General features: G+C 74.3%; 22 protein-coding genes. 10 read left to right on the top strand and 12 right to left on the bottom strand.

Features of this window, described 5'->3' with window-relative positions:
• Positions 1–28 precede the first annotated feature (28 nt).
• Positions 29–805, bottom strand: a complete 777-nt coding sequence (locus ACGFI1_RS39675; RefSeq protein ID WP_386875830.1) for an ABC transporter permease — start codon at positions 803–805, stop codon at positions 29–31.
• Positions 802–1,737, bottom strand: a complete 936-nt coding sequence (locus ACGFI1_RS39670; RefSeq protein WP_392792840.1) for an ATP-binding cassette domain-containing protein — start codon at positions 1,735–1,737, stop codon at positions 802–804. The genes ACGFI1_RS39675 and ACGFI1_RS39670 overlap by 4 nt, the downstream gene beginning before the upstream one ends.
• A gap of 67 nt (positions 1,738–1,804) precedes the next feature.
• On the opposite strand from ACGFI1_RS39670, the gene ACGFI1_RS39665 reads away from it, so the two are divergent.
• Positions 1,805–2,620 (top strand): TetR/AcrR family transcriptional regulator, encoded by an 816-nt coding sequence (locus ACGFI1_RS39665; RefSeq protein ID WP_392792838.1) that lies wholly within the window; start codon positions 1,805–1,807, stop codon positions 2,618–2,620.
• Here the strand turns inward: ACGFI1_RS39665 and ACGFI1_RS39660 are convergent.
• Complete coding sequence (locus tag ACGFI1_RS39660; protein WP_387077406.1) at positions 2,566–4,137, bottom strand: ABC-F family ATP-binding cassette domain-containing protein; 1,572 nt, start codon at positions 4,135–4,137, stop codon at positions 2,566–2,568. The two genes, ACGFI1_RS39665 and ACGFI1_RS39660, sit on opposite strands and share 55 nt — an antisense overlap.
• 74 nt (positions 4,138–4,211) lie before the next feature.
• On the opposite strand from ACGFI1_RS39660, the gene ACGFI1_RS39655 reads away from it, so the two are divergent.
• Complete coding sequence (locus ACGFI1_RS39655; protein WP_138634677.1) at positions 4,212–4,871, top strand: TetR/AcrR family transcriptional regulator; 660 nt, start codon at positions 4,212–4,214, stop codon at positions 4,869–4,871.
• Here ACGFI1_RS39655 and ACGFI1_RS39650 read toward each other — a convergent pair.
• From ACGFI1_RS39650 to ACGFI1_RS39635, 4 genes are read right to left on the bottom strand one after another with little or no spacing between them, the layout of a single operon-like run.
• Complete coding sequence (locus tag ACGFI1_RS39650) at positions 4,858–7,230, bottom strand: penicillin acylase family protein (RefSeq protein WP_392792837.1); 2,373 nt, start codon at positions 7,228–7,230, stop codon at positions 4,858–4,860. The genes ACGFI1_RS39655 and ACGFI1_RS39650 overlap by 14 nt on opposite strands.
• Positions 7,231–7,290: 60 nt before the next feature.
• Positions 7,291–7,749 carry an NUDIX hydrolase gene (locus ACGFI1_RS39645; RefSeq protein ID WP_392792836.1) on the bottom strand — a complete coding sequence of 153 codons (459 nt, stop codon included), beginning with the start codon at positions 7,747–7,749 and terminating at the stop codon, positions 7,291–7,293.
• Complete coding sequence (locus ACGFI1_RS39640) at positions 7,746–8,384, bottom strand: LuxR C-terminal-related transcriptional regulator (protein ID WP_089327273.1); 639 nt, start codon at positions 8,382–8,384, stop codon at positions 7,746–7,748. Before ACGFI1_RS39640 ends, ACGFI1_RS39645 begins: the two co-directional genes overlap by 4 nt.
• Positions 8,372–9,589 (bottom strand): sensor histidine kinase, encoded by a 1,218-nt coding sequence (locus ACGFI1_RS39635; protein ID WP_392792835.1) that lies wholly within the window; start codon positions 9,587–9,589, stop codon positions 8,372–8,374. Before ACGFI1_RS39635 ends, ACGFI1_RS39640 begins: the two co-directional genes overlap by 13 nt.
• Before the next feature lie 184 nt (positions 9,590–9,773).
• Between ACGFI1_RS39635 and ACGFI1_RS39630 the strand changes: the two genes are divergently transcribed.
• From ACGFI1_RS39630 to ACGFI1_RS39595, 8 genes are all read left to right on the top strand, one after another.
• Complete coding sequence (locus tag ACGFI1_RS39630; protein WP_386875815.1) at positions 9,774–10,613, top strand: DUF4253 domain-containing protein; 840 nt, start codon at positions 9,774–9,776, stop codon at positions 10,611–10,613.
• A gap of 250 nt (positions 10,614–10,863) precedes the next feature.
• Positions 10,864–11,697, top strand: coding sequence for an STAS domain-containing protein (locus ACGFI1_RS39625; RefSeq protein WP_386875813.1), 834 nt, complete (start codon positions 10,864–10,866; stop codon positions 11,695–11,697).
• Complete coding sequence (locus tag ACGFI1_RS39620; protein WP_171068859.1) at positions 11,697–12,071, top strand: STAS domain-containing protein; 375 nt, start codon at positions 11,697–11,699, stop codon at positions 12,069–12,071. The genes ACGFI1_RS39625 and ACGFI1_RS39620 overlap by 1 nt, the downstream gene beginning before the upstream one ends.
• Positions 12,068–12,478 (top strand): anti-sigma regulatory factor, encoded by a 411-nt coding sequence (locus tag ACGFI1_RS39615; RefSeq protein ID WP_089327277.1) that lies wholly within the window; start codon positions 12,068–12,070, stop codon positions 12,476–12,478. Before ACGFI1_RS39620 ends, ACGFI1_RS39615 begins: the two co-directional genes overlap by 4 nt.
• Positions 12,466–13,539 carry an ATP-binding protein gene (locus tag ACGFI1_RS39610; RefSeq protein ID WP_392792833.1) on the top strand — a complete coding sequence of 358 codons (1,074 nt, stop codon included), beginning with the start codon at positions 12,466–12,468 and terminating at the stop codon, positions 13,537–13,539. The genes ACGFI1_RS39615 and ACGFI1_RS39610 overlap by 13 nt, the downstream gene beginning before the upstream one ends.
• Before the next feature lie 3 nt (positions 13,540–13,542).
• A complete protein-coding gene (locus tag ACGFI1_RS39605; protein ID WP_392792832.1) occupies positions 13,543–15,264 on the top strand; it encodes an ATP-binding protein in 1,722 nt (573 codons plus the stop codon).
• Positions 15,265–15,269: 5 nt separating this feature from the next.
• Positions 15,270–16,865, top strand: a complete 1,596-nt coding sequence (locus ACGFI1_RS39600) for a SpoIIE family protein phosphatase (protein ID WP_392792930.1) — start codon at positions 15,270–15,272, stop codon at positions 16,863–16,865.
• Positions 16,866–16,926: 61 nt separating this feature from the next.
• Entirely contained in the window at positions 16,927–18,090 is a 1,164-nt protein-coding gene (locus tag ACGFI1_RS39595; RefSeq protein WP_392792830.1) for a hypothetical protein, read from the top strand.
• Positions 18,091–18,124: 34 nt separating this feature from the next.
• Here the strand turns inward: ACGFI1_RS39595 and ACGFI1_RS39590 are convergent, their stop codons facing one another.
• From ACGFI1_RS39590 to ACGFI1_RS39570, 5 genes are all read right to left on the bottom strand, one after another.
• Positions 18,125–20,101, bottom strand: a complete 1,977-nt coding sequence (locus tag ACGFI1_RS39590; RefSeq protein ID WP_392792828.1) for a SpoIIE family protein phosphatase — start codon at positions 20,099–20,101, stop codon at positions 18,125–18,127.
• Between the two features lie 93 nt (positions 20,102–20,194).
• Complete coding sequence (locus ACGFI1_RS39585) at positions 20,195–20,968, bottom strand: SDR family oxidoreductase (protein WP_387077378.1); 774 nt, start codon at positions 20,966–20,968, stop codon at positions 20,195–20,197.
• A 17-nt stretch (positions 20,969–20,985) separates the two neighbouring features.
• Positions 20,986–21,846, bottom strand: coding sequence for a spermidine synthase (locus ACGFI1_RS39580; protein WP_392792827.1), 861 nt, complete (start codon positions 21,844–21,846; stop codon positions 20,986–20,988).
• 43 nt (positions 21,847–21,889) lie between these two features.
• A complete protein-coding gene (locus ACGFI1_RS39575; RefSeq protein ID WP_138634654.1) occupies positions 21,890–22,909 on the bottom strand; it encodes an ABC transporter ATP-binding protein in 1,020 nt (339 codons plus the stop codon).
• Positions 22,893–23,918, bottom strand: a complete 1,026-nt coding sequence (locus tag ACGFI1_RS39570; protein WP_392792826.1) for an ABC transporter ATP-binding protein — start codon at positions 23,916–23,918, stop codon at positions 22,893–22,895. Before ACGFI1_RS39570 ends, ACGFI1_RS39575 begins: the two co-directional genes overlap by 17 nt.
• Between the last annotated feature and the right edge of the window lies 1 nt (position 23,919).

The following is a 23,919-nucleotide window of genomic DNA, read 5'->3' as shown; positions in this document are numbered from 1 at the left end:
TGACTCGCCGGGCCCCTGAGACTCATCGCTATGCCGACGTCCTGCGCCGGAAAAGAACGGCCGCGAGCGGCACGCTGATCACCACCATGCCCGTGAGCCAGGCCGCCGCCACCGCGCCGGAGGAGCCCATCGGCTGGTCCAGGAGCAGTGAGCGGAGCGCTTCCACGATCGGTGTGATCGGCTGGTTGTCGGCGAAACCGCGCAGGGCGGCCGGCATGGTCTCGGCCGGGACGAACCCGTCCGACATGTACGGCAGGAACAGGACGAGGAAGCTGAACGCACCCGCCGCCTGGACCGACTTGACCAGGAGCCCCCAGAGCACCGCCAGCGACGACACCGCCACCACGTAACCCGCCAGTAGGGCCAGCGTGAACGCCCAGTCGACGAGTCCGGCGTCCGGGCGGAAGCCCAGGGCGACCGCCGCGACCAGGGCGATGCCGCACGCCGCGACGTTGCGGACCAGCGAGGCGACCACGTGCCCGGCCGGGACCGTCCAGCCGCTGATCGGCAGGGTGCGGAAGCGGTCGATCATGCCCCCGGTCATGTCCTCGGCGATGGCCGAGGCGGTCAGCGCGGCGCCGTAGCCGCCGGACATGAGCAGGATGGCGGGCACCACGAAGTCGATGTAGGCGAGGCCGCTGGAGCCGGTGTCGATCGCCCCGCCGAAGACGTGCACGAACAGCACCATCATGATCACCGGCAGCGCGGTGTTCACGATGAGGCCGTCGAGGAGGCGCAGTTCGCGGCGCAGGTCGCGGACGACGAGGCGGCGCAGATCACCCGCCGCGGTCAGGACGGCGCTCATGCCGCTCCCTCCGTGAGTTCGAAGAAGACGTCGTCGAGGGTGGGGGCGCGCAGCTCCACGCGCTCGACGGTGACGCCCGCGCGGTGCATCAGGTCCAGCGCGTGGCGCAGGTGGTCGGGGCCCTGGACGGCCATGGTGACCTCGCGTGCCTCCGCGTCGAGACGCGCCGAGGTGTCGCCGCCGAGCGCCGTCGCGGCGCGCGGTACGTCACCGGTCGCGGCCAGGCGCAGCAGCAGGCGCTCGGCGCCCACCTGGCGCTTCAGCGCGGCGGGAGAGTCGTCGGCCGCGACGCGGCCGTCGTTGATCACCACGACGCGGTCGGCGAGCCGGTCGGCCTCCTCCAGGTACTGGGTGGTGAGCAGGATGGTGGTTCCGCCGGCCAGCAGTTCCCGGATCACCGACCACAGCTCGGCGCGGCTGCGCGGGTCGAGCCCGGTCGTGGGCTCGTCCAGGAACAGGATGCGCGGCTCCGACACCATGCTCGCCGCGAGGTCGAGCCGGCGCCGCATGCCGCCCGAGTAGGTCGCGACGCGGCGGTTCGCGGCGGCGGCGAGGCCGAAGCGCTCCAGGAGTTCGCCCGCCCGCCGCCGGGCCCGGCGCCCGCCGAGGTGGCTGAGGCCGGCGAACAGTTCGAGGTTCTCCCGCCCGGTCAGCAGCTCGTCCACCGTGGCCTGCTGGGCGGTCAGGCCGATCGCCCGGCGCACCGCAGCGCCCTCGCGGACGACGTCGTGCCCGCCGACGGTCGCCGTGCCGCCGTCGGGGGCGAGCAGCGTGGTCAGGATGCGGACGGTCGTGGTCTTGCCCGACCCGTTCGGGCCGAGTAGGGCCAGGAGCGACCCGGTGGGCACGGTCAGGTCGATCCCCTTCAGGACCGGGGTCCCCCCGAACGACTTCGTCAGGCCACAGGCCTGAATCGCTTCTGTGAATGTCATACTGTGTATCGCGTTCACTGTTTTGAGTATGCACAATTTCAGCAGCGGGTCAAGAAGGAGGGGTTCCATGGCGGACGACCGGACGCTGCCGCCGGTGCTGCGGCGCATGTGGGGACGCGAACCGGCGCCGCGCCGCGGGCCGCGGCCGCGGCTGGACCTCGCCGCGATCACCGCCGCCGCCATCGAGATCGCCGACGACGAGGGGCTCGCCGGGGTCTCGATGGCGAGTGTCGCCGCCCAGGTGGGCGTGGCGGCGACGGCGCTCTACCGGTACGTCGGCAGCAAGGAGGAGCTGCTCATCGCCATGACCGACGCCGTCGTGCCGGAGCCGCCCGAGCCGGACGGCCTCCCCTGGCGCGACTACCTCGCCCTGTGGTGCCGGGCGCAGCGCGACGCCGTCCTGCGGCACACGTGGCTGCTGTCCGTCGACCGGCTCGCCCCGCCGCTCGGCCCGCGCCGGCTGCTGTGGCTCGACCGCGCGCTGGCCTCCCTCGGCGGCACCGGGCTGCACGACGGCGAGAAGGTCAACGTGGCGACCGCTCTCGCCGGGTACGCGATCACCGACGCCGCGTTCGTCCACGGGGTGGGGGGCGGCGACCCGCAGATGGAGGCCGCCGCGATCGGCGGCGCCGCCGACTACGGCGACATGCTGGCCGAACTGCTCGACCCGGCGACCTATCCGGCCCTGTCGGCGGCGATGCGCTCGGGAGTCATGCACGGCGCGGAGGGCTGGTCGGACGACGGCGACTTCGTCTTCGGCCTCGACCTGCTGCTCGACGGCATCGAGGCGCTGATCGAGCGGCGCCGTGCGGCTCGCCCGGCTGCGTCTCAGGCCGGAGTGGACGACTCGTGCACGCGGCCGGAGGAGCCGAAGACCAGGTAGCGGTCGAAGTCGGCGGCGAACCAGCGGTCGTGGGTGACGGCCAGGACGGTTCCCGCGTAGGACGCCAGGCCCTCCTGGAGGGCTTCGGCGCTGGCCAGGTCGAGGTTGTCGGTCGGTTCGTCCAGGAGGAGCAGCGTCGCGCCCGACAGTTCGAGGAGCAGGATCTGCAGGCGGGCCTGCTGGCCGCCGGAGAGCGTCTCGAACGGGCGGGAGCCCGCGGGGGCCAGCTCGTAGCGGGCGAGCGCGGCCATGGCGTCGTTGCGGGTGAGCGCGTGCCGCGCCATGACGATGTCCGCCGGGGTGCGGCCGTGCAGGTCGGGGCGGGTGTGCGTCTGGACGAAGAGGCCGGGCACCACGCGGGCGCCGAGGCGGAACTCACCGGCGTGCGGGACGTCGTGCCCGGCCAGCAGGCGCAGGAACGTCGATTTGCCCGAGCCGTTCGAGCCCAGCACCGCGACGCGTTCGCCGTACCAGATCTCGGTGGCGAAAGGGCGGGTCAGACCGGTCAGCTCCAAGGATTCGCAGATCAGGGCTCGTTTGCCGGTGCGGCCGCCGCGCAGCCGCATCCGGACGTTCTGGTCCTTGGGCGCGCTGCGGGGCGGGCCCGCCTCCTCGAAGCGCGCCAGGCGGGTGCGGGCGGCCTGGTAGGACGAGGCCACCGCATCGTTGTTGGCCGCGCGCTGGCGGAGCAGGTGGACGAGCTGCTTCAGGCGGGTGTGCTCCTCGTCCCAGCGGCGGCGCCGCTCGTGGAGGCGTTCGGTGCGTTCGCGGCGGGCCTGCGCATAGCCCGCGAAACCGCCGCCGTGGACCCAGATGTCACGTGACTCCACGGTGATGATGCGGTCGGCCGTATCGGCGATGAGCTGCCGGTCGTGAGAGACGAGGAGGACGGTCTTGGCCGTGGCGCGCAGCTTCTCCGCCAGCCATTCCTTCGCGGGCACGTCAAGGTAGTTGTCGGGCTCGTCTAGGAGGAGTACCTCGTCGGGGCCACGGAGGAGGGCTTCCAGGACGAGGCGCTTCTGCTCCCCGCCCGAGAGGGTCGTCACGCCGCGCGTCTTCGCCTCGTCGAACGGCAGGCCGAGCGCGGCGGTCGTGCAGGCGTCCCAGACGACCTCGATGTCGTAGCCGCCCGCGTCCGTGTAGTCGGTGATCGCCTCGGCGTAGGCGAGCTGCGTGCGCTCACTGTCGTCCAGGTCGCGTTCAGCGCGGGCCAGGCGCTCCGCCGCGCCGCGCACTCGTTCGGGCGCCACCGACAGCAGCAGGTCGTGGACGGTCCGGCCGTCGCGGATGCCGCCGATGAACTGCCGCATCACGCCGAGGCCGCCGGTGCTCGTGACGACACCGTCCGACGGCTGCACGTCACCGGCGATCAGCCGCAAGAGCGTCGTCTTGCCCGCGCCGTTCGGGCCGATGAGCGCGGCCTTGGCCCCCTCCCCCACGCGGAAGGAGACGTCGTCCAGCAGGAGGCGCCCGTCGGGCAGGGCGTAGCTCAGCCGGCTCACCTCGATGTGCCCCACACACTCTCCTAGTACAGCGGTCGAGTTACTAGACCAATGATCCGGTACTCGTTCAATGTACTAGTCTCGGTGGCATGACGGAGAGCGTGTGGTTGCGCGAGGGGCGCCGGTCACGGCGGGAGGGGCCGCCGCTGTCCCGGGAGCGGATCGTGGCCGAGGCCGTGGCGCTGCTGGACGAGGAGGGCGCCGGGCGGCTCACCATGCGGCGCCTCGCCGAGCGCCTCGACACCGGGTCCACGACGCTGTACTGGCACGTCAAGACCAAGGACGACGTGCTCGAACTGGCCCTGGACAGCATCTTCGGCGACGTGGCCCTGCCGCACGGCGATCAAGACTGGCGCGCCGCCGTGGTCGCGCTGATGTCGGGGTGGCGGCGCGCAATGCTCGACCACCCGTGGTCGGCGGCGGTCCTGGGCGGACGCCCCCTGCTGGGCCCCAACGTGCTCGCCCGCACGGACTTCCTCTACGCGACGCTCGCCGCGACCGGACTGACCGGTGCGCGCCTCGCCACCGCCGCGTACGCGGTGGCGAACTACGTCATCGGGTCGGCGCTCATGGAAGTCGGCGCGCAGGATTCCACCCCCAGCGCCGCCGCCGAGCATCTCGCCCGCAGCCGCGACCTGTACCCGGCTCTCGCCGAGCACGGCCACCTGGACGACGGCGACTGGGACGCCGCGTTCGTCCAGGGGCTCGACTACCTCCTCGACGGGATCGGCGGCGTCACTTCCCCGTGAGGGTGACGACCTTGAGGCCTGGTGCCTTGTTGATCTCGCCGGCGCAGAACCGCTCGGTGACCCACTGCTTCTTGGAGAAGAGGCGGGTCTGGTCCGCGTAGTGCGGGGACGTCGGGTCGGTCGACTGCGAGTAGGTGAGAAGGGTCCGGGTGTCGGGGCACTGGTCGCCGTCGAACGAGACGACCTGGACGTAGCTGGAGCCGGTCGTGATCTCCGTGTAGCCCTTGCCCGGCGTCCACGTGCCCTCGACCTTGTTCAGGATGCCGAGGTTCTCGGTGCCGCCGCCGATCGGGATCCGCTCGCCGTTGCGGGTGACGTACTGGTGGTCGCCGAGCGGCGCATCCAGGGGGATGTTCGACTTCTTCAGCTCGTCTACCGCGTCCAGCAACGCCTTGCGGGCGGCCAAGGAGCCGGTGTTGAAGTCGCGTGGCGTGTTGACCGGGTCGGACGCGTTGAACGGCGTCTTCCACAGGTCCCACGCGGAGAGCGCCTTGCGCCAGTACCGGTCGAAGAGGAGCGCGCCGCGGCTGCCGGTGTCGGCCGTCTTGTCCCACTTGGCCAGGACGTCGCAGGGTTCGCCGAGGCCCATGTCGCGGCACATCGTCACGGTGCCGGCCGCGGCGAGTTCCCCCGCGTGGTTGCGGTTGGCGAAGACGAGGTCCTGCATGTCGGCGCGGGTGAACTTGCTCGCGGCGAGCTGGTCCTGGACGGATACGATGCCGCTCCTCGTGCGGAGGCTGCGGGCGGCCTTCTCGTCGCCGATGATGCGGTCGTAGCCGGTCAGCGGCTTCTCCGGGTTGGACAGCCAGTAGCTGTCGTTGGAGTTGGTGACGTAGTCGCCGCGCGTCAGCACCGGGTACCGGTCGGGGTCGAGGATCCCCGGCTGGACGGTCCCCGGCGCCTTGCCCGGTGCGCAGGACGACCGGGTGCCGTCCAGGATCGCGAGGCCCGCCTGCCGCAGCGTCAGGTGGCCGAGGAGGGAGTTGCAGCGGTCCGCGAACGCGTTCGTGACGTTCGGCAGCACCTGGATCTGGGCGAACAGCGCCTCGCCGCGCGCGTCGGCCGCGATGGTGTTCACCCAGGGCAGGCCCTGGGTCTGCTTCAGCGCGCGGACGGCGTCATCGGTCGTGCGGGCCTTGCCCAGGGCGAGCGAGGTGTTCGCCAGGCGCAGGTTCGTGGCGTTCGGGTCGGTGAGCGCGTAGGCGTTCCAGGTCGTCCACGGCAGCCCGATGGACGAGACGGATGTGACGATCGGCCCGTAGCGGCTCCGCCACTGCGTCCTGGTGACCGGCTTGACCGAGCCGTCCGCCTGCTTCGCCTGGACGGTGACCCGCCGCTGGGTCATCTTCTCGACCTTGCCGTCCACGAAGTAGGACGTCGGGTCGCCCGGCACCAGCCGCAGTTCGGTGAGGCTGAACGGGACGCCGGTCGCGACGGTGTGGCTCCACGCGAACGTCGAGGTGTGGCCGATGTTGACGGACGGCGACCCGAGCAGCGCGGCGCCGCTCACGTTCAACTTGCCGGGGATCGTCTGCTGCATCTGCCAGAACCGCCGCCCGTTGTGCCACGGGTAGTGCGGGTTGCCGAGGAGCAGGCCGCGCCCGTTCGCGGTGGCGCCGCCGCCGACGGCGATGGCGTTGCTGCCCATGTCGGCGTCCACCAGCAGCTTGCGGGCGCCCTCGGCGGCCTTCGCGAGGGGCGGCGCCTTGGTTTGCGCGGCGCCCGGAGGCGCCGCCTCGGTGATCTGGTCGGTGACCATGCCGGAGCCGCCGAGCATGGCGAGGGCGTAGCCGCGCCGGTAGACGTCCAGCTCGGTGATGGGCCGCAGCCACGCGGCGCCCTTGCACGCCGGGTCGGTGATCTTGCCCTCGCGCAGGTAGCGGTTGTAGCCGGCGGCCCAGCCGCGGCTGAGTTCGCGCACCTCGGTGCTCGGGCCGTAGGGGGCGGGCGCCGCCGCCAGCCGCTCGACGACCTTGCTGTCGTTGATGCCGGTGAAGAACACGTCGCTGGCGAGGTTGGTGGACGCCGACGACAGCGCCCTGTCCGGTGCGCCGTCCGGGCCGAAGTACTTGGAGCGCTCCCCGCTCAGCGTGACTACGCCCTGCGCGAGCAGGCAGAGGTCGTCCTTGGCCGCCGCGTAGCCGGTGCCGTACCCGAGGCCGGCGTAGTCGGGCGCGGTGATGTGCGGGATGCCGTACTCGGTGTAGCGGATCGTCGCCGACATGGCGCGCTCGCTGGTCGCGGCGGCGGACGAGGTCGCGGCGGCGGACGAGGTCGCGGCGGCGGACGAGGTCACGGGCGTCAGGACGGCGGCGGCGACCACCGCGGCTCCGGCCGCGCGCAGGACGGTACGCGACATGGGACTCCTTGATCACAGAAGTCCCGCAAAGTTCGCACAAGTGATCGTTCCTGGCAAGACCTACGGAAGGAGGCCGGGAAGATCGGCCGCGTGGTCCTGGAGGTAGGCGGCGAGCGTCTCGGGGATCAGGTCGATGGCGGCCAGGTCCGCGAGGGTGCACGGGACGAGGTCGACGTCGTAGCGGCCCCGCGCCGGGTCCTCGAACTCGGGGCCGTGGCGGCGGGACAGGTCCATCGAGGCCAGCCGGCAGACGTAGAAGGTGTTGAGGCGGTACAGCCCGGGCGACTCCTCCCCGCACGCGAACACCTGCCGGACGGGCCCGGCGGTGGCGCCGAGCTCCTCGTCCAGCTCGCGGCGCAGCGCGGCCTCCGGGGACGCGTCGTCCGGCTCGATCTTCCCGCCCGGGGTCGTCCAGTAGACGGGCCGGTCCGGGCGGGTGCGGCGCAGCAGGACGAGCGCGTCGCCGTCGAGGAGGAGGGCGCGCACGGCCCGGCGGACCCGCACGGGTTCGGGCCTCACGAGTTCAGGTAGGCCAGGACGGCCAGGACGCGGCGGTGCCCGCTGTCGGACGGCGGCAGGCCGAGCTTGGCGAACACCGCGCCGATGTGCTTGCTGACCGAGCGCTCGGTGATGACGAGGGTGGCGGCGATGGTGGCGTTGTCGAGGCCCTGCGCCATCAGCCCGAGGACCTCGCGCTCGCGCGGCGTGAGCGCCTGCAGCGGGTCCTGCCGGGTGGTCATCAGCTGGGACACGACCTCGGGGTCGAGGGCGGTGCCGCCCGCCGCGACGCGGTCGAGGGCGTCCAGGAACTCGTCGACCCGGCTGACGCGGTCCTTCAGCAGGTAGCCGATGCCCTCGGCGCCGCCGGCGAGCAGCTCGGCGGCGTAGGTCTCCTCGACGTACTGCGACAGCACGAGCAGCGGCAGGCCGGGGATCCGCTTGCGCGCCTCGATCGCCGCGCGCAGCCCCTCGTCGCGGAAGCCCGGCGGCAGCCGCACGTCGAGGACGGCGGCGTCGGGCCGATGCTCCAGGATCGCGGGCAGCACCTCCGGCCCCTCGCCGGCGACGGCGACGACCTCGTGGCCGCCCGCGTTCAGCAGCATGACGAGGCCCTCGCGGAGGAGCACGTTGTCCTCGGCGATCACGATCCGCACGGCAGCTCCACCTCGAGCGTCGTCCCTTCTCCGTCGGGGCTGTCGATGCGGGTCGTCCCGTCGAGCGCCGCCACCCGGCGGCGGATGCCGGCGAGGCCGCTGCCCCGGTCCGGATCGGCCCCGCCCTTGCCATCATCCCGCACGCTGATCACCAGGCGGGCCGGGTCGCGGCGCAGCACGACCCAGCCGTGGCGTGCGCCGCTGTGCTTGGCGATGTTGGTGAGGGCCTCGGCGACGACGAAGTAGGCGGCGGCCTCGACGGCGGCGGGCGCCCGGCCGTCCGCGACGTCCAGCTCCACCGGGATCGGCTGGCCCGCGGCGAGCGCGCGCAGCGCCCCGGCGAGGCCCCGGTCGGACAGGATGGGCGGGTAGATGCCGCGGATCACGGTGCGGAGCTGGGTGAGCGCCTCCTCGATGCCCTCCCTGGCCTCCAGGAACAGGGTGCGCGCGGCGTCCGGGTCGGTGCCGAAGCGGCGGTCGGCGAGGCCGAGGCGCAGCGCGGCGGCGACGAGCTGGGCCTGCGTCCCGTCGTGCAGGTCGCGTTCGATGCGGCGCAGCTCGGCGCCGTGCGCCTCCAGCGCCTCGGCGCGGGTCTCGGTCAGCTCCTCGACCCGCTCGCTGAGGCTGGTGCGGCGGGTCGGGCCGAGCAGCGCGGCGGCGAGCCGGGCCTGCCAGCGGACGAGCCGCGGCACCAGCCACAGCAGGACGAGCAGGTCGAACGCCCCCTGGACGAACGGCATCGTCAGCGCCTTCGGCCAGCTGTCCAGCGTGATGAACGCCGACTGGGAGCCCTCGGGCGCCGCCCACCACCACAGCGGCAGCGACAGCGTGAACGGGATCGCCGGCCAGATCGCCACCGCGATCAGCGCGGCCTGCAGGCCGGTGAGGCCGTGCACCGCCATCCAGGCCGCGTCCCGCCAGGTCGCCCGCGACCTCAGCAGCCGCCGCCCCTCGGCCAGGCCGTCGCCCACGGGGCGGTACGGCTCGGGGATCTCGCGGCCGAGCAGCCGGCCGGCCCGGCGCCGCTCGGCGTTCGCGAGCCGGCGCAGCGGCCGGACGGCCGACGGCAGCCACGGCAGCACGACGGGCAGCAGCACCAGGAAGGCGATCAGCGGGGCCAGCCCGAACAGCGCGGGCGCAGCGGTGCGCAGGGCGCCGACCAGCTCGCGGGTCGCGTCCACGCTGCGTTTCAGTGCGGTTCTCATGTCACCTCGCCATCACGGTAGGCGACGGTGAGGCCCCGCGCAGCCGGGCCCGCACCCCTGACGAGGGTGTAGCCCGCTCCACCATGGACTCGTCCGGGACGACCGAACCGCACAGGTCGTCCCCCAGGCGGCCTCTCCGCCGTTACGATCGCCACTGGCATGCTCTGTACCGGAACGGCGTGAAATGGATGATGTGGAGGTCCGGCACCTGCCGGGCGATCTGCCGCAGCTGTTCGACGACGGTGTCGGGGACGACACCGCCGCGCGGACGCTGTCGGTGCCTCTGCCCGACGGGGACCTGGTCTGGCCCGACCCCGGCTACCCGCAGCGGCGGCCGCTCATGCGGCCCGCGCTCTGGCTGAGCGACGACCCGGTCCGCGGCGACCTGTGGGCCGCGCTGCGCGCCGAGCACCACCGGTCGGGGCTCTGGCCGCTGCTGATGGACGAGAGCGACCAGCCGTGGGCGGCCGGGCAGATCGCGCCGGAGCCGGTGAGCGAGGTCGCGAACTACCATCCGCACGCATTCATGTACGAGGTGTGGGCCGACTTCGCCGAGCAGGCCGCCGACGGCGACCTGGAGGACCTCGCCCCCTACGGCCGGCACTGCCCCGGCCCCGCCCCGGCCGGGGTGCCGCTGGACGACCCGGGCAGCGTGGCCGACCGCCACGCCCGCCTGCTCGCCGCCCGCGGGCTCTCGCTGGGGCTCGTCGCGGTGGAGCGGGGCGCCGACGCGCTGGCCGCCGTCGGCTGGCAGGGCGCCCTCAACCACAACGAGTGGACGGCGCCGCTGTCGGCCGTCCTGCGCAGCTGGGAGGACCGGTTCGGCGCGCGCGTCGTCGGGCTCGGCTTCAACACGCTGGAGCTGAGCGTCGCCGCGCCTCCCGTCACCACCCGGCACGCCGTGCAGGTCGCGGCCGAGCACTGGGCGTTCTGCCCCGACATCCTGTTCCAGGGCCCGGGCACCCTCGCCGGGTACGCGGAGGAGATCCGCGGCAAGACCTACTGGTCGTTCTGGTGGGACTGACCGGCCTTCGGGCCGGCCGCCCTTCGAACGGCCGCCCCTGACCGGCCGGCCCTGACCGGCCGACCGGCCAAAAGGTCGGTCATGGCGTGTGAACCTCCAGGTCATTTGCGCCGGTAACTCCCTGAGGGACGGTTACGGTGGGGCGGGTGAGCACCGGGTGGCGCGGCCCGGCCGGGGCCCCGGGCGACCCGCGCGGGCGGCACTCTCGCGCGTCCGCCGTCCGGTCCGGGGGCACTGAGGGGGCGCTGCCATGACCGATGGAGCGGGCGACGGGCACATCACCGAACTGCTGCGCGCCTGGCGGGAGCCGGTGCTCAGCCGCTGGACCGAACTGGTCGGGACGAGCGTCCGCGGGCGCATCACCGAGGCCGAGCTCCGCTCGGAGCTGGACGAGATGTACGGGCTGGTCGAGCGGGCCCTCGACGGCGACGAGACGGCCGCCGGGGAGCTGCGGGCGACGCTCGCGGAGATCTCCCGCGGGCGGGCCCGGCAGGGCTTCAGCCCGACCGAGGTCGCGATCGGCGTGTTCGCGCTGAAGCAGGCGCTGTACGAGCAGGTGCGCGCCACCCAGGACCGCAGGGCCTACGGCGAGCTGATCGACTTCTCAGCCTACGTCGACGAGCTGGGGCTGGCCACGTTCGAGACCTACGCCGCCGCCCGCGAGCAGGTCATCGCCGACCAGGCCGAGCAGTTGCTGGAGCTGTCGACGCCCGTCGTGAAGCTGTGGGACGGGATCCTCGCCGTCCCCCTCGTCGGCACGCTGGACTCGGCCCGCACCCAGGTGGTGATGGAGACGCTGCTGGAGACGCTGGTGGACACCGGCTCCCGGTTCGCGGTGATCGACATCACCGGGGTGTCCGCCGTGGACACCGAGGTGGCCCAGCACCTGCTGAAGACCGTCATGGCGGCCCGGCTGATGGGCACCGAGTGCGTGATCTCCGGCGTCCGGCCGCAGATCGCGCAGACGATCGTGACGCTCGGCATCGAGTTCGGCGACATCGTGACGAAGGCCGACCTCGCAGACGCGCTGGCGTACACGCTCGACCGCAGCGGCGTGCGCCTGACCCGCGAGGAGGGCGCCTGATGGACCGCGTGCCCATCCTCAAGATCGGGAACGTCCTGCTGGTGTCGATCCAGCTCGACCTGCAGGACCAGACCGTCCTGGCGCTCCAGGAGGACCTCGCCGACCGGATCACCGCCACCGGCGCGCACGGCGTCATCATCGACATCACCGCGGTGGAGATCGTCGACTCGTTCATCGGCCGCATGTTCGCCACCATCGCCGCCATGTCGCGGCTCATGGACGCCGAGACGGTGGTGGTCGGGATGCGCCCGGCGGTGGCGATCACGCTGGTGGAGCTCGGGCTCTCGCTCGGCGGGGTCCGCACCGCGCTGGACCTGGAGGAGGGCATGCGGCTGCTCGGCACGGGTGCGCGCGGCGGGGCGGGCGGCCCGTGACGTCCCCGCCCGGCGAGGAGGTGCCGATCGTGTCGGGCGATGACGTGGTGCGCGTCCGGCAGCTGGTGCGCGCCGCCGCGGCGGCGGCCGGGCTGTCGCTGGTCGACCAGACCAAGATCGTCACGGCGGCGAGCGAGCTGGCGCGCAACACCTACGCGTACGGCGGCGGCGGCACGATGCGGATCGAGCAGGCGGTGGACGACCGGGGCCGGACGGGCGTCCGCATCGTCTTCCACGACGACGGCCCGGGCATCCCGGACGTCGAGCGGGCCCTGTCGGCGGGCTGGTCGAGCGGCACCGGGCTCGGCCTCGGCCTGTCCGGCGCCCGCCGGCTGAGCGACGAGTTCGACCTGACCAGCGAGGCAGGGAAGGGCACCACGGTGACGGTGGCCAAATGGCCGCGCTGACCGGCGCCGGCTGGACGACCAGCCCGTCCGCCGACGACACGCTGCGGGTGCGGGTGGAGGAGGAGAGCGCCGCGGCGGGCGTGCGGCGGCGCGTCACCGCGCTCGCCGAGCGGCTCGGGTTCGCCGGGGAGCGCCTCGAACAGGTGCGGCTGGCCGCGACCGAGGCCGCGACGAACCTCGCCCGGCACGCCCGGCGGGGCGAGATGATCCTGCGCATCGTGCGGCACGACCGGACCGCGGTGGTGGAGTTCGTCGCCTTCGACCGGGGGCCCGGCATCACCGACGTGCCGGTGTCCCTGCGGAACGGCTACTCGACCCGCGGGACGCTCGGGCTCGGGCTGGGCTCGATCGAGCGGCTCGCCGACCAGTGCGCCCTGTACTCGCTGCCCGGGGCCGGCACCGTGCTGTACGCGCGGTTCCGGCCGCCCGGCGCGCCCACCGGCGACGCCGCGGCCGCCCCGCCGTTCGCCGACCCGCCGTTCGCCGGCCTGACGGTGCCGATCGACGGCGAGGAGCAGTGCGGCGACGCCTACACCGCCCGCCTCCTGGACGGCACGGTCTACGCGCTGCTCTGCGACGGCCTCGGGCACGGCCCGCTCGCCGCGCGCGCGGCCTGGGAGGCCGTCCGGGCCGCGCACGAGACGGCGCTGCCCGCCTCCCCCGCCGACGTCCTGATGAGCGTCCGGCAGCGGCTCACCCCGACCCGCGGCGGCGCCGTCGCCGTCGCCGTCGTCGAGCCGGCCGCCGGGCGGGTGCGCTACGCCGGGATCGGGAACATCGCCGGGTGGATCATCGCGCCGGACCGCCGGCAGGGCATGATCTCCGTGCCGGGGATCGCCGGGACGACCGCCGGGCGGATCCGGGAGCACTCCTACACGCTGCCCCCGGGCGCGGCCGTGGTGCTGCACTCCGACGGGCTCACCGGCCGCTGGAGCCTCGCCGACCGGCCCGGCCTGCACCTGCGCGACCCGCTGCTGATCGCGGCGACGCTGCTGCGCGACGCCGGCGCGCACCACGACGACCGGTCCGTGCTCGCGATCGCGACGGACGGGCGGTGGTGAGGCGTGACAGAGGACCTGGTCCGCATGGAGATCTCGGACGAGGAGGGCGTGTTCACCGTCCGGCGGGCGGGCCGGCAGGTCGCCGCCGCGGTCGGCCTCGAACACCAGGACCAGGTCCGCGTCGCGACCGCGCTCAGCGAGGTCGGCCGGGAGCTGTACGCGTGCTCGGGGCTCGTGTCGGTGGCGTTCCGGCTCGACCCGGGGCGGCACCCGGCGCTGGTGGTCGAGCTGGACCTGCGCCCGCGCCCGGACGCGGTGCGGACGACCGCGTGCCAGGTCGCGGCGGCGCGGCTGGTGAGCCTGCTGGAAGAGGAGGAGACCGCGGAGGGCGGCGTCCGCCTCCGGCTGCGCAAGGACCTGCCCTCCGGCGCCGCGCCGGTCGGCGAGGGAGAGCTGAGCAGGCTCCGCGCGCGGCTCTCCCGGCTGCACCCCCTGCCCGCCCTGGAGGAGCTGCAGACGCAGAACACGGAGCTGACCACGGCGCTCACGGATCTGCAGCGGCGGCAGGAGGAGCTGCGGACCCTCAACGCGGAGCTGGAGGAGACCAACCACGGGGTCATGGCCCTCTACAGCGAGCTCTCCGAGGAGCTCGAGGAGACGAACCGGGGCGTCGTGGCGCTGTACGCCGAGCTGGAGGAGAAGTCCGACCAGCTGCGCGAGGCCGGCGAGGCCAAGAACCGGTTCTGGGCCGGCATCAGCCACGAGCTGCGCACGCCGGTGAACGGCGTCATCGGGCTCACCCGGCTGCTCCTCGACCCGTCCGCCGACCCGCTCACCGAGGAGCAGCGGCAGCAGATCACCCTGATCCGCGACACCGGCGGCACCCTGCTGTCGATGGTGAACGAGCTGCTGGACATGGCGCGCGCCGAGCAGGGCCGCCTGGAGCCGAACCCGGCGCCGGTGGACGTGCCGGCGCTGCTGGCGGAGCAGGCGGAGCTGCTGAACCCGATGGCCGAGCAGGCCGGGCTGTCGCTCGTCGTGGACGACGCGGACGCGCCGCGCGACTTCGTGACCGACCCGGAGATGCTGTCCCGGATCCTGCGGAACCTCGTGGGGAACGGCCTGAAGTTCACCGAGGAGGGCGGGGTGCGGGTGTCGGCGCGACGGGCCGGCGAGGACGTGGAGTTCACCGTGGCCGACACCGGTGTGGGGATCCCGCCCGACGAGCGGGAGCGGGTCTTCGAGGAGTTCCACCGGGTGCCGGGCAGCGGCGGCACCGGCACCGGGCTCGGCCTGCCCTTCGCCCGCCGGCTCGCCCGCATCCTCGGCGGCGACGTCTCCCTGGACAGCGTCGTGGGCGAGGGGACGACCGCCACCGTGCGGCTGCCGCCGTACCGGGACATGGCCCACCTCGACCTCGGCCACGTCCTGATCGTGGACGACGACGCGACGGCCCGCCGCACCCTGCGCGACCTGGTGGACGCGTCCGCCGACCGGGTCTCCGAGGCCGCCGACGGGACCGCCGCGCTGGCCGCCGCCGTGGCCGACCCGCCCGACCTCGTCCTGCTGGACCTGCGCATGCCCGGCCGGGACGGCTACGACGTCCTCGCCGGGCTGCCCGCCGGGACGCCGGTCGTCCTGGTCACCTCGGCGAACGCCGCCGCGTCCGACGACCCCCGGCTCCGCCGCGCCGACGCGGTGCTCGGCAAGGACCGGATCGGCCCCGAGCCGCTCGCCGCGGCGATACGCTCCGCACAGGCCCGCCGGGCACGGGAGGGCAGGTGACCGGTATGGGTACCTGGACGACGCTGGTGGTGGACGACAGCGACACCAAGCGCTACATCGTCGGCCGCTGGCTGCGCCGCGCCGGGCACACGGTGGTGGAGGCGGCGTCCGCGGCGGAGACCTGGCGGCGGCTCGCCGAGCACGACGTCGACCTGGTGGTGCTCGACGTGAAGCTGCCGGACATGAGCGGCATCGAGGTGTGCGAGCGGATCAAGTCCGCGCCGGACACGAACTCGCTGCCCGTCATCCACATCTCCGCGCAGGCCGTGGACGTCGCCGACCGCACCCACGGGCTGCGGCGCGGCGCCGACGCCTACATGACCGACCCGATCGACCCGGGCGAGTTCCTCGCCACGGTCGAGGCGGTGCTGCGCTACTACGAGGCGCGGCGGCGGGCCGAGCGGATGGTCGGCCGGATGGCCGAGTTCACCCGCACGTCGCTGGCGATCAACGCGGCCACGTCCTTCGACCAGCTGGCGGAGGTCGCCGCGACCGGCGCCCACGCGATCTTCGAGGTGCCGGCCGCGGTGTTCATCGTGCCGCCGGGCGGCCGGCCGCGGCGCGCCGTCGAGGCGGACGGCGGCCCCGAGCACCGCGACTACCCGCCGGGCCTCATCGAGCGGCTGATCGGCCGCACCGGGCTGGGCGACGACACCGGCACCGAGATCACGCGGGTGCCGCTGCGGGAGTGGCGGGACCTGGTGCCCGACCCCGTGCTGCGCGACGACGCCCTGCTGGTGGTGTCCCGGCTCAAGCACGGCCACCCGCCCATCTGCATCGCGATCGACGCCCGGGGCGCGCAGGAGGACGCCGAGACGAACCTGCTGCGCCAGCTCGGGCAGGCGGTGGCGCTCGCGCTCGCCGCGCTGCGCAGCTTCACCGAGGAGCACACGATCTCGCTGACCCTGCAGCGCAGCCTGCTGCCGGCGTCGCTGCCGCAGGTGCCGGGCTGGGAGCTCGCGGTCCGCTACGAGCCGGCCGGCGACCAGGCCGAGGTCGGCGGCGACTTCTACGAGGTCCTCGACCTCGGCGACCGGGTGCTGGTGGCCATCGGGGACGTGCAGGGCCACTCGCTGCGGGCCGCGACGGTGATGGCGGAGGTCCGGCACGCGCTGCGCGCGTTCGCCGCCGAGGGGCACGGCTCCGTCCAGATCCTCCGCCTGCTGAACGGCGTGATGGAGCGCTACCACGACGACCAGACCGTCACCATGACCCTGATGACGCTGGACCCCCGCAGCGGCCGGCTGCACATCGCCAGCGCCGGGCACCTCCCGCCGCTGCACATCGCCGCCGGAGTGGCCCGCTACGGCAAGGGCGGCGGCGTGATCCTCGGCTTCCCGGCCGACGGCGTCGCGGTCGAGGAGACCGTGGTCCCGCCGGGCGGCACCGTCGTGCTGATCACCGACGGCCTGATCGAGGACCGCGGCATCCCGCTCGCCGACAACATGGAGCGGCTGCGGGCCATCGCCGCCCACGTCGAGGACGACCTGGAGCGCTTCAGCGACCGCGTCATCGCCGAGTTCGGGCACCGCGAGGACGACGTCGCGCTGGTCGCCCTGCGCCGCGGCCCCGGCACTGGGCCCGCGGAGGGCGCGCACTGACCCCGCGCGGCGGCCCGCTCCCCTACGATGCGGCCAGGGACGGCGAGGGGATCGGGGTCGAATGCTGCGGCGTGGAAGAGTGCTCTCCGGGGTCATCGCGGCGGCGGTCGCCGGCACGCTCGCGGCCGACATCACCGTCCTCGCGTCCGGGCGGCTGGAGGACGAGCGGCCCGCCGCGTCCGGCGACCTGGTGTCGGTCGACCGGGGCGCGGCGCCGCAGGCCCCGGCCGTGGCCCCGCTGACCCGCCGCTACACGCCGCACCTGCTGGTCGCCGGCACGTCCCCGCTGCCGCCCGCGGCCGTCGAGCGGGCCCGGCGGCTGAAGGGCGTCGCGCGGCTCACGGTCGTGGACGCCGCCCGCGTCGGCGTCGCCGGGCGCCGCATGGGCCTGCTGGGCGTCGACCCGTCGGCGTTCCGGGCGTTCGTGCCGGAGGCGACCGCCGAGTCCGACCAGCTGTGGCAGACGGTCGCGTCCGGCGGTCTGGCCGTGTCGTTCGAGCAGAGCCGCGACGGGGCCCTGCCGCTCGGCTCGGTCGTCCAGGCGGGCCGCAGCAGCGCCCCCGGGCAGGTCCGCGTCGGCGCCTACGCGACGATGGGCATCGGCGACATCGACGCCGTCGTGTCCCGCGAGCAGGCCCGCGCGCTGGGCCTGCCGGACGGCAACGGCCTGGTCATCAGCGCCCCGAAGGCCGACCACGCGAAGCTCGCCAAGCGGCTCCAGAAGGTCCTCCCGCGCGGGACGAAGGTCGCCACGCTGACCCCGCCGCCGAAGAAGCGCACGGCGCAGCCGGGCCGGCCGGGCCAGCCGGGCCTCCCGCAGGTCACGGGCCGGCCGGACGGGGCGGCCGGCGAGCGCACCCCGATCACCGGGAACAGGATGACGCCCACGATGCGGACCGTCCTGCTGGAGATCGCCGGCATGTTCGGCCCGTTCCCGGTGATCGGCTGCTACCGCTCCACCGGCGACCCGCAGGACCACGGCGACGGCCGCGCCTGCGACTTCATGGAGAGCACCGGCGGGCGGATGCCGAGCGCCGGCGCGCAGCGGCACGGCGACCAGGTCGCCCGGTACGCGGTCGCGAACGCCCGCCGGCTCGGCATCTCCTACGTCATCTGGAAGCAGCAGATCTGGAACGTGCGCGGCGGCGGCTGGCGGCCGATGGAGGACCGCGGCAGCATCACCCAGAACCACTACGACCACGTGCACATCTCGGTGCTGCGCTAGCCGCGCCCGGCCGCCGCGCGGCGCGGGGAGCGCGTCAGGACAGCTCCTGCTCGCACCAGACGACCTTGCCGCCCGCGGTGCGGCGCACGCCCCAGCGCTGCGCCAGCCGCCCCACGACGTGCAGGCCGCGGCCCGACTCCATCGCGTCGTCCTCGTCGTCGTGCAGCCGGATGCGGGGGCGCCCGTCGGAGGAGTCGGCGACCTCGCAGACCAGGCCGCCCTCCCGCACCAGCCGCAGCGTGACGCGCCCGCCGACGTGCTGGATCGCGTTGGTGACGAGCTCCGACACCAGCAGCATGGTGCTGTGGGTCAGGTCGTCGAGGTCCCAGCGGGCGAGCCGGTCGCGGACGAGGCCGCGGGCGCGGCGGACGGCGGCGGGCTCGGCGGGCAGCTCCCAGGTGGCGTGGTGGTCGGCGGGGATGCGGGCGAGGCGCGCCACCAGCATCGCGATGTCGTCGCGGTGCTCGTCGTCGTAGACGCCGTCGAGGGCCGCCTGGCACAGGTCGTCCAGCGGGCGGGCGGCGGCGCCGGGCCCGAACGTGGCGAGCAGCCGCGCGAGCCCGTCGTCGATGTCGCGGGCCCGGTTCTCCACCAGCCCGTCGGTGTAGAGGAACAGCAGCGTGCCGTCCTCGACGGTGAACTCGCGGGTCACGATCGGGCCGTCGCCGCCGACGCCGAGCGGCGGCGCGGGCGGCACCGGCAGGTACTCCGGCTCGGCGCCGGGCGGGGCGAGCAGCGGCGGCAGGTGCCCGGCGCTCGCGACCTCGCACCGGCCGCTGACCGCGTCGTAGACGACGTAGGCGCAGGTGGCGAAGTGCGGCTCGCGCTCGCCGAGCGTGCGCATCAGGGAGTCGAGGCGCTCCAGGGCCTCGGCGGGCGGCAGCTCCAGCCCGGCGAGGGTGTGGATGGCGGTGCGGAGGCGGCCCATCGTGACGGCGGCCTTCACGCCGTGCCCGGCGACGTCGCCGACCACCAGCGCGACCCGGCCGCCGGGCAGCGCGATCGACTCGTACCAGTCGCCGCCGACCTCGATGCGGCGGCTGCCCGGCAGGTAGCGGTGGTGCACCTCGACCGTCGACGGCGCCGACAGGCCCGTCGGCAGCAGGCTGCGCTGGAGGGTGAGGGCGGTCGCGCGCTCCCGCGAGTACTGGCGGGCGCTCTCCACGAAGATCGACGCCCGGTTCGCGAACTCCATCCCGATCTCGACGTCGTAGGCGTCGAACGGCCGGTGCGCCGCGTTGCGGGTGCAGACGAAGAACCCCAGCACGCCCGCCGCGGACGTGATCGGGAGTAACAGCATCGACGCGCCCTTGAGCAGCTCGGCCACCGGCGGGCGGCGCCACGCGCCCGCGAGCCGGGCCGCGCCCTCGCCGCCGAGGGCGCGCAGCACCGGCTCGCCGGACTCCAGGCACAGCGCGTGCGGCGTGCCCGGCGGGTAGACCAGCGACTCGCCGGTGGGGAACGTCGCGTCCCAGGCCGGGTCCTCGTCGTCGAAGCCGATCGCCATCCGGCGCAGCTGCGGCCCGTCCGGGCCCTCCGGCGGCTCGTCGGCGTCGATGTGGCTCTCGGCCAGCAGCAGCGCGCCCGAGTTGCAGAAATGCGGGACGAGGACGTCCATCAGGCCGCGCGCCAGCAGTTCCAGGTCGAGGGTGGAGCCGATGCGGGGCAGCGCGTCGTCCAGCAGCGCGCGGCGGATGACGGCCGGGTCGACGAACCGGTCGGCGAGCGGCACCGGCACCCGGATCACCGCGAGCGCGGCGAGGCCCGGGGCGTCGGGCGCGCCGCCGCTCATCGGGTGGACGGTCACGACCGCGTCCAGCGTGCCGCCCGCCGGAGTCTCCACGGCGAGCATGGCGGTGCGCTCCCGGCCGGCCTTCAGCGCCTCCTGCAGCGGCTCCCGCGCGCCGGGGATCACCTCGTCCAGGTAGGCGCCCCGCAGGTCGTCCGGTTTCCGCGAGAGCACGGCGGCGGCGTTGCGCTCGAACTGGAGAATTCTCCCCGACGATTCCATGCCGAGAATGAGAATTCGGGTGGACGACTCCATCGCTCGATTATGGGACATCGGACGGCCGGATGCGGCCGATACGGGCGGGGAGATCCGTCCTTAACCCCGGGCGTGGGCCTCGTCCAGGAACTGCTTCCAGGTCCGTTTCCCGGCCGCGTGTCCGGGGACCAGGTGGTGGCCCTCCCGGAACCCGCGCCCGACCTTTCCGGGCAGCGGCAGCGGCACCGTGACCGGCCGCCGCAGGCCGCGCGCCGCCAGGTAGTCCCCGAGCATCTCCTCCACGGTCAGCACCTCGGGGCCGCCCATGTCGTCGACCCGCCGCGCGGGCCCGGCCGCGAGCGCCAGGTCGGCAAGCCGCCCCGCGACCTCGGCGACGTCGATCGGCTGGTCGCGCAGCCCCTTCGGCACGACCGCCACGCCGGGGATCTTGGTGAGGACGTTGAAGACCGCGTCGGGCAGCGTGTGGAACTGGGTGGTCCGCAGGATCGTGTACGGCAGGCCGGAGCCCTCGATGAGCCGCTCCACGGCGTGCTTCGTCCGGTAGTAGCCGTACGGGATCTTGTCGACGCCGACGATCGAGATGTAGACCAGGTGCGGGGCGCCCTCCCCGCGCGCGGCCTCGACCAGCCGCCGGGCGGCGGGCAGGTCCCGCTTGGGGTGGAACGCGTCGCTGGCGCAGTGCACGATCGTCTCCGCGCCGGCGACCGCCGCGGCGACGCCCTCGCCCTTCCACAGATCGCCCTTGTGCCAGGTCAGCCCCGGTTCGGGGGCGCGTTCACGGCGGCTCAGCCCGTGCACGTCCGCGCCGGCCTCCGCCAGCCGTCGCACGACCACCCGGCCGAGCGTGCCGCTCGCCCCGGTCACGAGGATCATGGTGCCTCCTTGATCGGTCAGGAACTCCCGAAGACCTGCGGCGGCGGGACGGGCGCGACGATCTCCTCGCCGTCGTGCAGCGGCGCCGCGCCGGCGCAGAACGCGGCGAGGTCGCCGCCGTCCATCACCCGGGCCCGGACGATGCCGCCCGCCGCGCGGCGGGTCAGCTCGGCGACCGGCAGCGGCGCCTGCGACCCGGCCACGATCAGGTTGCCGAACCGGCGCCCCCGCAGCACCCCCGGGTCGCCGAGCAGCACCGTGTGCCGGAACACCGACCCGACCGTGGCGGCCACCCGGCGCGCGAACGGCAGCCGGAACCCGTCGGCGACGTTGACCACGTAGACGCCTCCCGGCCGCAGCACCCGCGCGGCGTCCAGCACGAACTCGCGGGTGGCGAGCTCCAGCGGCAACGACGCCTCGGCGAACGCGTCCATCACCACCAGGTCGTCGGCGTCGTCGGCGAGCGCCGCGATGCCGGCGCGCCCGTCGGTGACGCGGATCCGCAGCCCGGGGACGCCCTTCACCGGCAGCCGCTCCCGGACGAGCTGCACCAGCTCGGCGTCCGGCTCCAGCACGACCTGCCGCGACCCCGGCCGGGTCGCGGCGATGTAGCGGGGCAGCGTGCAGCCGGCGCCGCCGATGTGGACCGCGTCGAGCGCCTCGCCGTCCAGGGCGGCGCAGTCGACCACGTCGCCGATCAGCCGCATGTACTCGAAGTCGAGGTAGGTGGGGTCGGACAGGTCTACATAGGACTGCGGCACCCCGCCGACGAGCAGCATCCAGCCGCCGTCGCGGTCGGCGTCGCGCAGCAGCTCGGCCTCACCGCCCGCGATGCGGTACGTCCGCGGCGGGGGGTCGTGCCTGCGCTTGCGTGCCATGCCCCCACCCTACGGACACTTCGGCCGGGGCTCAGGACGACCGTCAGGTTCGCTCGGTGAGCGCGGCCTCGGACGCGAAATGGCACGCGCTGGGATGTGCGGAGCCGTCGCGCTCCTCCAGCGCGGGCGTCTCGTCCGCGCAGACGTCGCGGGCCTTCCAGCAGCGGGTGCGGAACCGGCAGCCGGACGGCGGGTCCAGCGGCGACGGCGGCTCGCCCTCCAGCCGGATCTGCCCCGTCCAGCCGGGCGCGTCCGGGTCGGGCACCGGCACCGCCGACAGCAGCGCCTGCGTGTACGGGTGCGTCGGATGCTCGTAGATCTGCGTCTCGTCGCCGGTCTCCACGACCTTGCCGAGGTACATCACGGCGACGCGGTCGGAGATGTGCCGGACGGCCGCCAGGTCGTGCGCGATGAACACGTACGCCAGGCCCAGCTCGCGCTGCAGCTCGGCGAGCAGGTTCATCACCTGCGCCTGGACGGAGACGTCCAGCGCCGACACCGGCTCGTCGCACACGATCACGTCGGGGCGCAGCGCGAGGGCGCGGGCGATCCCGACCCGCTGGCGCTGCCCGCCGGAGAACTGGTGCGGGTACCGGTTGACGTGCCCCGGGTCGAGGCCGACGAGCTCCAGCAGCTCCTGGACGCGGGCGCGGCGCTCCCCCTTCGGCGCGGCGTCCGGGTGGATCGCGAACGGCTCGCCGACGATGTCGCCGACCGTCATCCGCGGGTCGAGCGAGGAGTACGGGTCCTGCATCACCAGCTGGATGCGGCGGCGCAGCGCCCGCAGCTCGGCCCGGCGCAGCGCGAACACGTCCCGGCCGTCGAAGCGGACCGTCCCGGCGGTGGGCCGCTCGGCGGCGAGCAGCAGCTTCGCCAGCGTCGACTTACCGCACCCGGACTCGCCGACGATGCCGAGGGTCTCGCCCCGGCGCAGCTCCAGGTCGACGCCGTCCACGGCCTTGACGTGCCCGACGGCGCGCTTGAGCACGACGCCGCGGGTCACCGGGTAGTGCTTGACGAGCCCCTCCACCTGGAGGATCGGCGGTTCACTCGGGTCCGGCACCGTGCACCTCCGCGGCGAAATGGCAGGCGGCCGCGTGGCCCGGCGCGACCGCGGTGAGCGGCGGCCGCTCCGCCGCGCAGACCGCCTCGGCGCGCGGGCAGCGCGGCTGGAACGGGCAGCCGGGCGGCAGCGCGGCCGGGTCCGGCGGCGCCCCCTTGATCGGGACGAGCGGCGCGCCGCGCCGGTCCAGCCGCGGCACCGACGCCAGCAGGCCCTTGGTGTAGGGGTGGGCGGGCCGCGCGTACAGCTCACGGGCGGGCGCCTGCTCGGCGACGGACCCGGCGTACATGACGACGATGCGGTCCGCGACGCCGGCGACGACGCCGAGGTCGTGGGTGATCAGCACCATGCCCATCCGCAGCTCCTCCTGGAGCCCGGCGAGCAGCCGCATGATCTGCGCCTGGACGGTCACGTCCAGCGCGGTCGTCGGCTCGTCGGCGATCAGCACGTCCGGCTCCAGCGCCAGCGCCATCGCGATCATGATGCGCTGGCGCATGCCGCCGGAGAACTGGTGCGGGTAGTCGCCGAGCCGCTTGGCCGCCGACGGGATCCGCACCCGCTCCATCAGCTCGACGGCCTTGTCCCGGGCCGCCCGCCGGCCGAGGCCGCGGTGCACCCGGTACATCTCGCGGAGCTGGTCGCCGACCGTGAACACCGGGTTCAGCGCGCTCAGCGCGTCCTGGAAGACCATCGAGACGCGGTCGCCGCGGTAGCCGCGGCGGCGCCGCTCGGGCAGGCCGAGCAGCTCCTCGCCGCGCAGCCGCACCGACCCGCGCTCGACGCGGGCGGGCGGGGAGTCGAGGATGCCCAGCACCGCCTGCGCGGCGACGCTCTTGCCCGACCCCGACTCGCCGAGGATCGCGAGCGTCTCGCCCTCGTCGAGGCTGTACGACAGGCCGTTCACCGCGCGGACGTCCCGGCCGCGCACGCGGAACACCACGTGCAGGTCGTCGACGCTCAGCAGCGGCGGCGGCGCGGGGGGCGCATCGTCCTTCACATCCGTGAGCATT

It is taken from the genome of Actinomadura geliboluensis (assembly GCF_043197915.1).
GTDB classification, from domain to species: domain Bacteria; phylum Actinomycetota; class Actinomycetes; order Streptosporangiales; family Streptosporangiaceae; genus Spirillospora; species Spirillospora geliboluensis.
The sequence above is the reverse complement of the archived record's forward strand: the minus strand, read 5'-3'. Positions and strand labels throughout refer to the sequence as shown.

Coding starts and splice junctions, on each gene's coding strand:
- ACGFI1_RS39570 (WP_392792826.1), bottom strand. CDS start 23,918: ATGCTCACGGATGTGAAGGACGATGCGCCCCCCGCGCCGCCGCCGCTG.
- ACGFI1_RS39630 (WP_386875815.1), top strand. CDS start 9,774: ATGGATGATGTGGAGGTCCGGCACCTGCCGGGCGATCTGCCGCAGCTG.
- ACGFI1_RS39585 (WP_387077378.1), bottom strand. CDS start 20,968: ATGATCCTCGTGACCGGGGCGAGCGGCACGCTCGGCCGGGTGGTCGTG.
- ACGFI1_RS39675 (WP_386875830.1), bottom strand. CDS start 805: ATGAGCGCCGTCCTGACCGCGGCGGGTGATCTGCGCCGCCTCGTCGTC.
- ACGFI1_RS39610 (WP_392792833.1), top strand. CDS start 12,466: ATGGCCGCGCTGACCGGCGCCGGCTGGACGACCAGCCCGTCCGCCGAC.
- ACGFI1_RS39580 (WP_392792827.1), bottom strand. CDS start 21,846: ATGGCACGCAAGCGCAGGCACGACCCCCCGCCGCGGACGTACCGCATC.
- ACGFI1_RS39595 (WP_392792830.1), top strand. CDS start 16,927: ATGCTGCGGCGTGGAAGAGTGCTCTCCGGGGTCATCGCGGCGGCGGTC.
- ACGFI1_RS39600 (WP_392792930.1), top strand. CDS start 15,270: ATGGGTACCTGGACGACGCTGGTGGTGGACGACAGCGACACCAAGCGC.
- ACGFI1_RS39655 (WP_138634677.1), top strand. CDS start 4,212: ATGACGGAGAGCGTGTGGTTGCGCGAGGGGCGCCGGTCACGGCGGGAG.
- ACGFI1_RS39620 (WP_171068859.1), top strand. CDS start 11,697: ATGGACCGCGTGCCCATCCTCAAGATCGGGAACGTCCTGCTGGTGTCG.
- ACGFI1_RS39590 (WP_392792828.1), bottom strand. CDS start 20,101: ATGGAATCGTCGGGGAGAATTCTCCAGTTCGAGCGCAACGCCGCCGCC.
- ACGFI1_RS39625 (WP_386875813.1), top strand. CDS start 10,864: ATGACCGATGGAGCGGGCGACGGGCACATCACCGAACTGCTGCGCGCC.
- ACGFI1_RS39635 (WP_392792835.1), bottom strand. CDS start 9,589: ATGAGAACCGCACTGAAACGCAGCGTGGACGCGACCCGCGAGCTGGTC.
- ACGFI1_RS39670 (WP_392792840.1), bottom strand. CDS start 1,737: ATGACATTCACAGAAGCGATTCAGGCCTGTGGCCTGACGAAGTCGTTC.
- ACGFI1_RS39650 (WP_392792837.1), bottom strand. CDS start 7,230: ATGTCGCGTACCGTCCTGCGCGCGGCCGGAGCCGCGGTGGTCGCCGCC.
- ACGFI1_RS39665 (WP_392792838.1), top strand. CDS start 1,805: ATGGCGGACGACCGGACGCTGCCGCCGGTGCTGCGGCGCATGTGGGGA.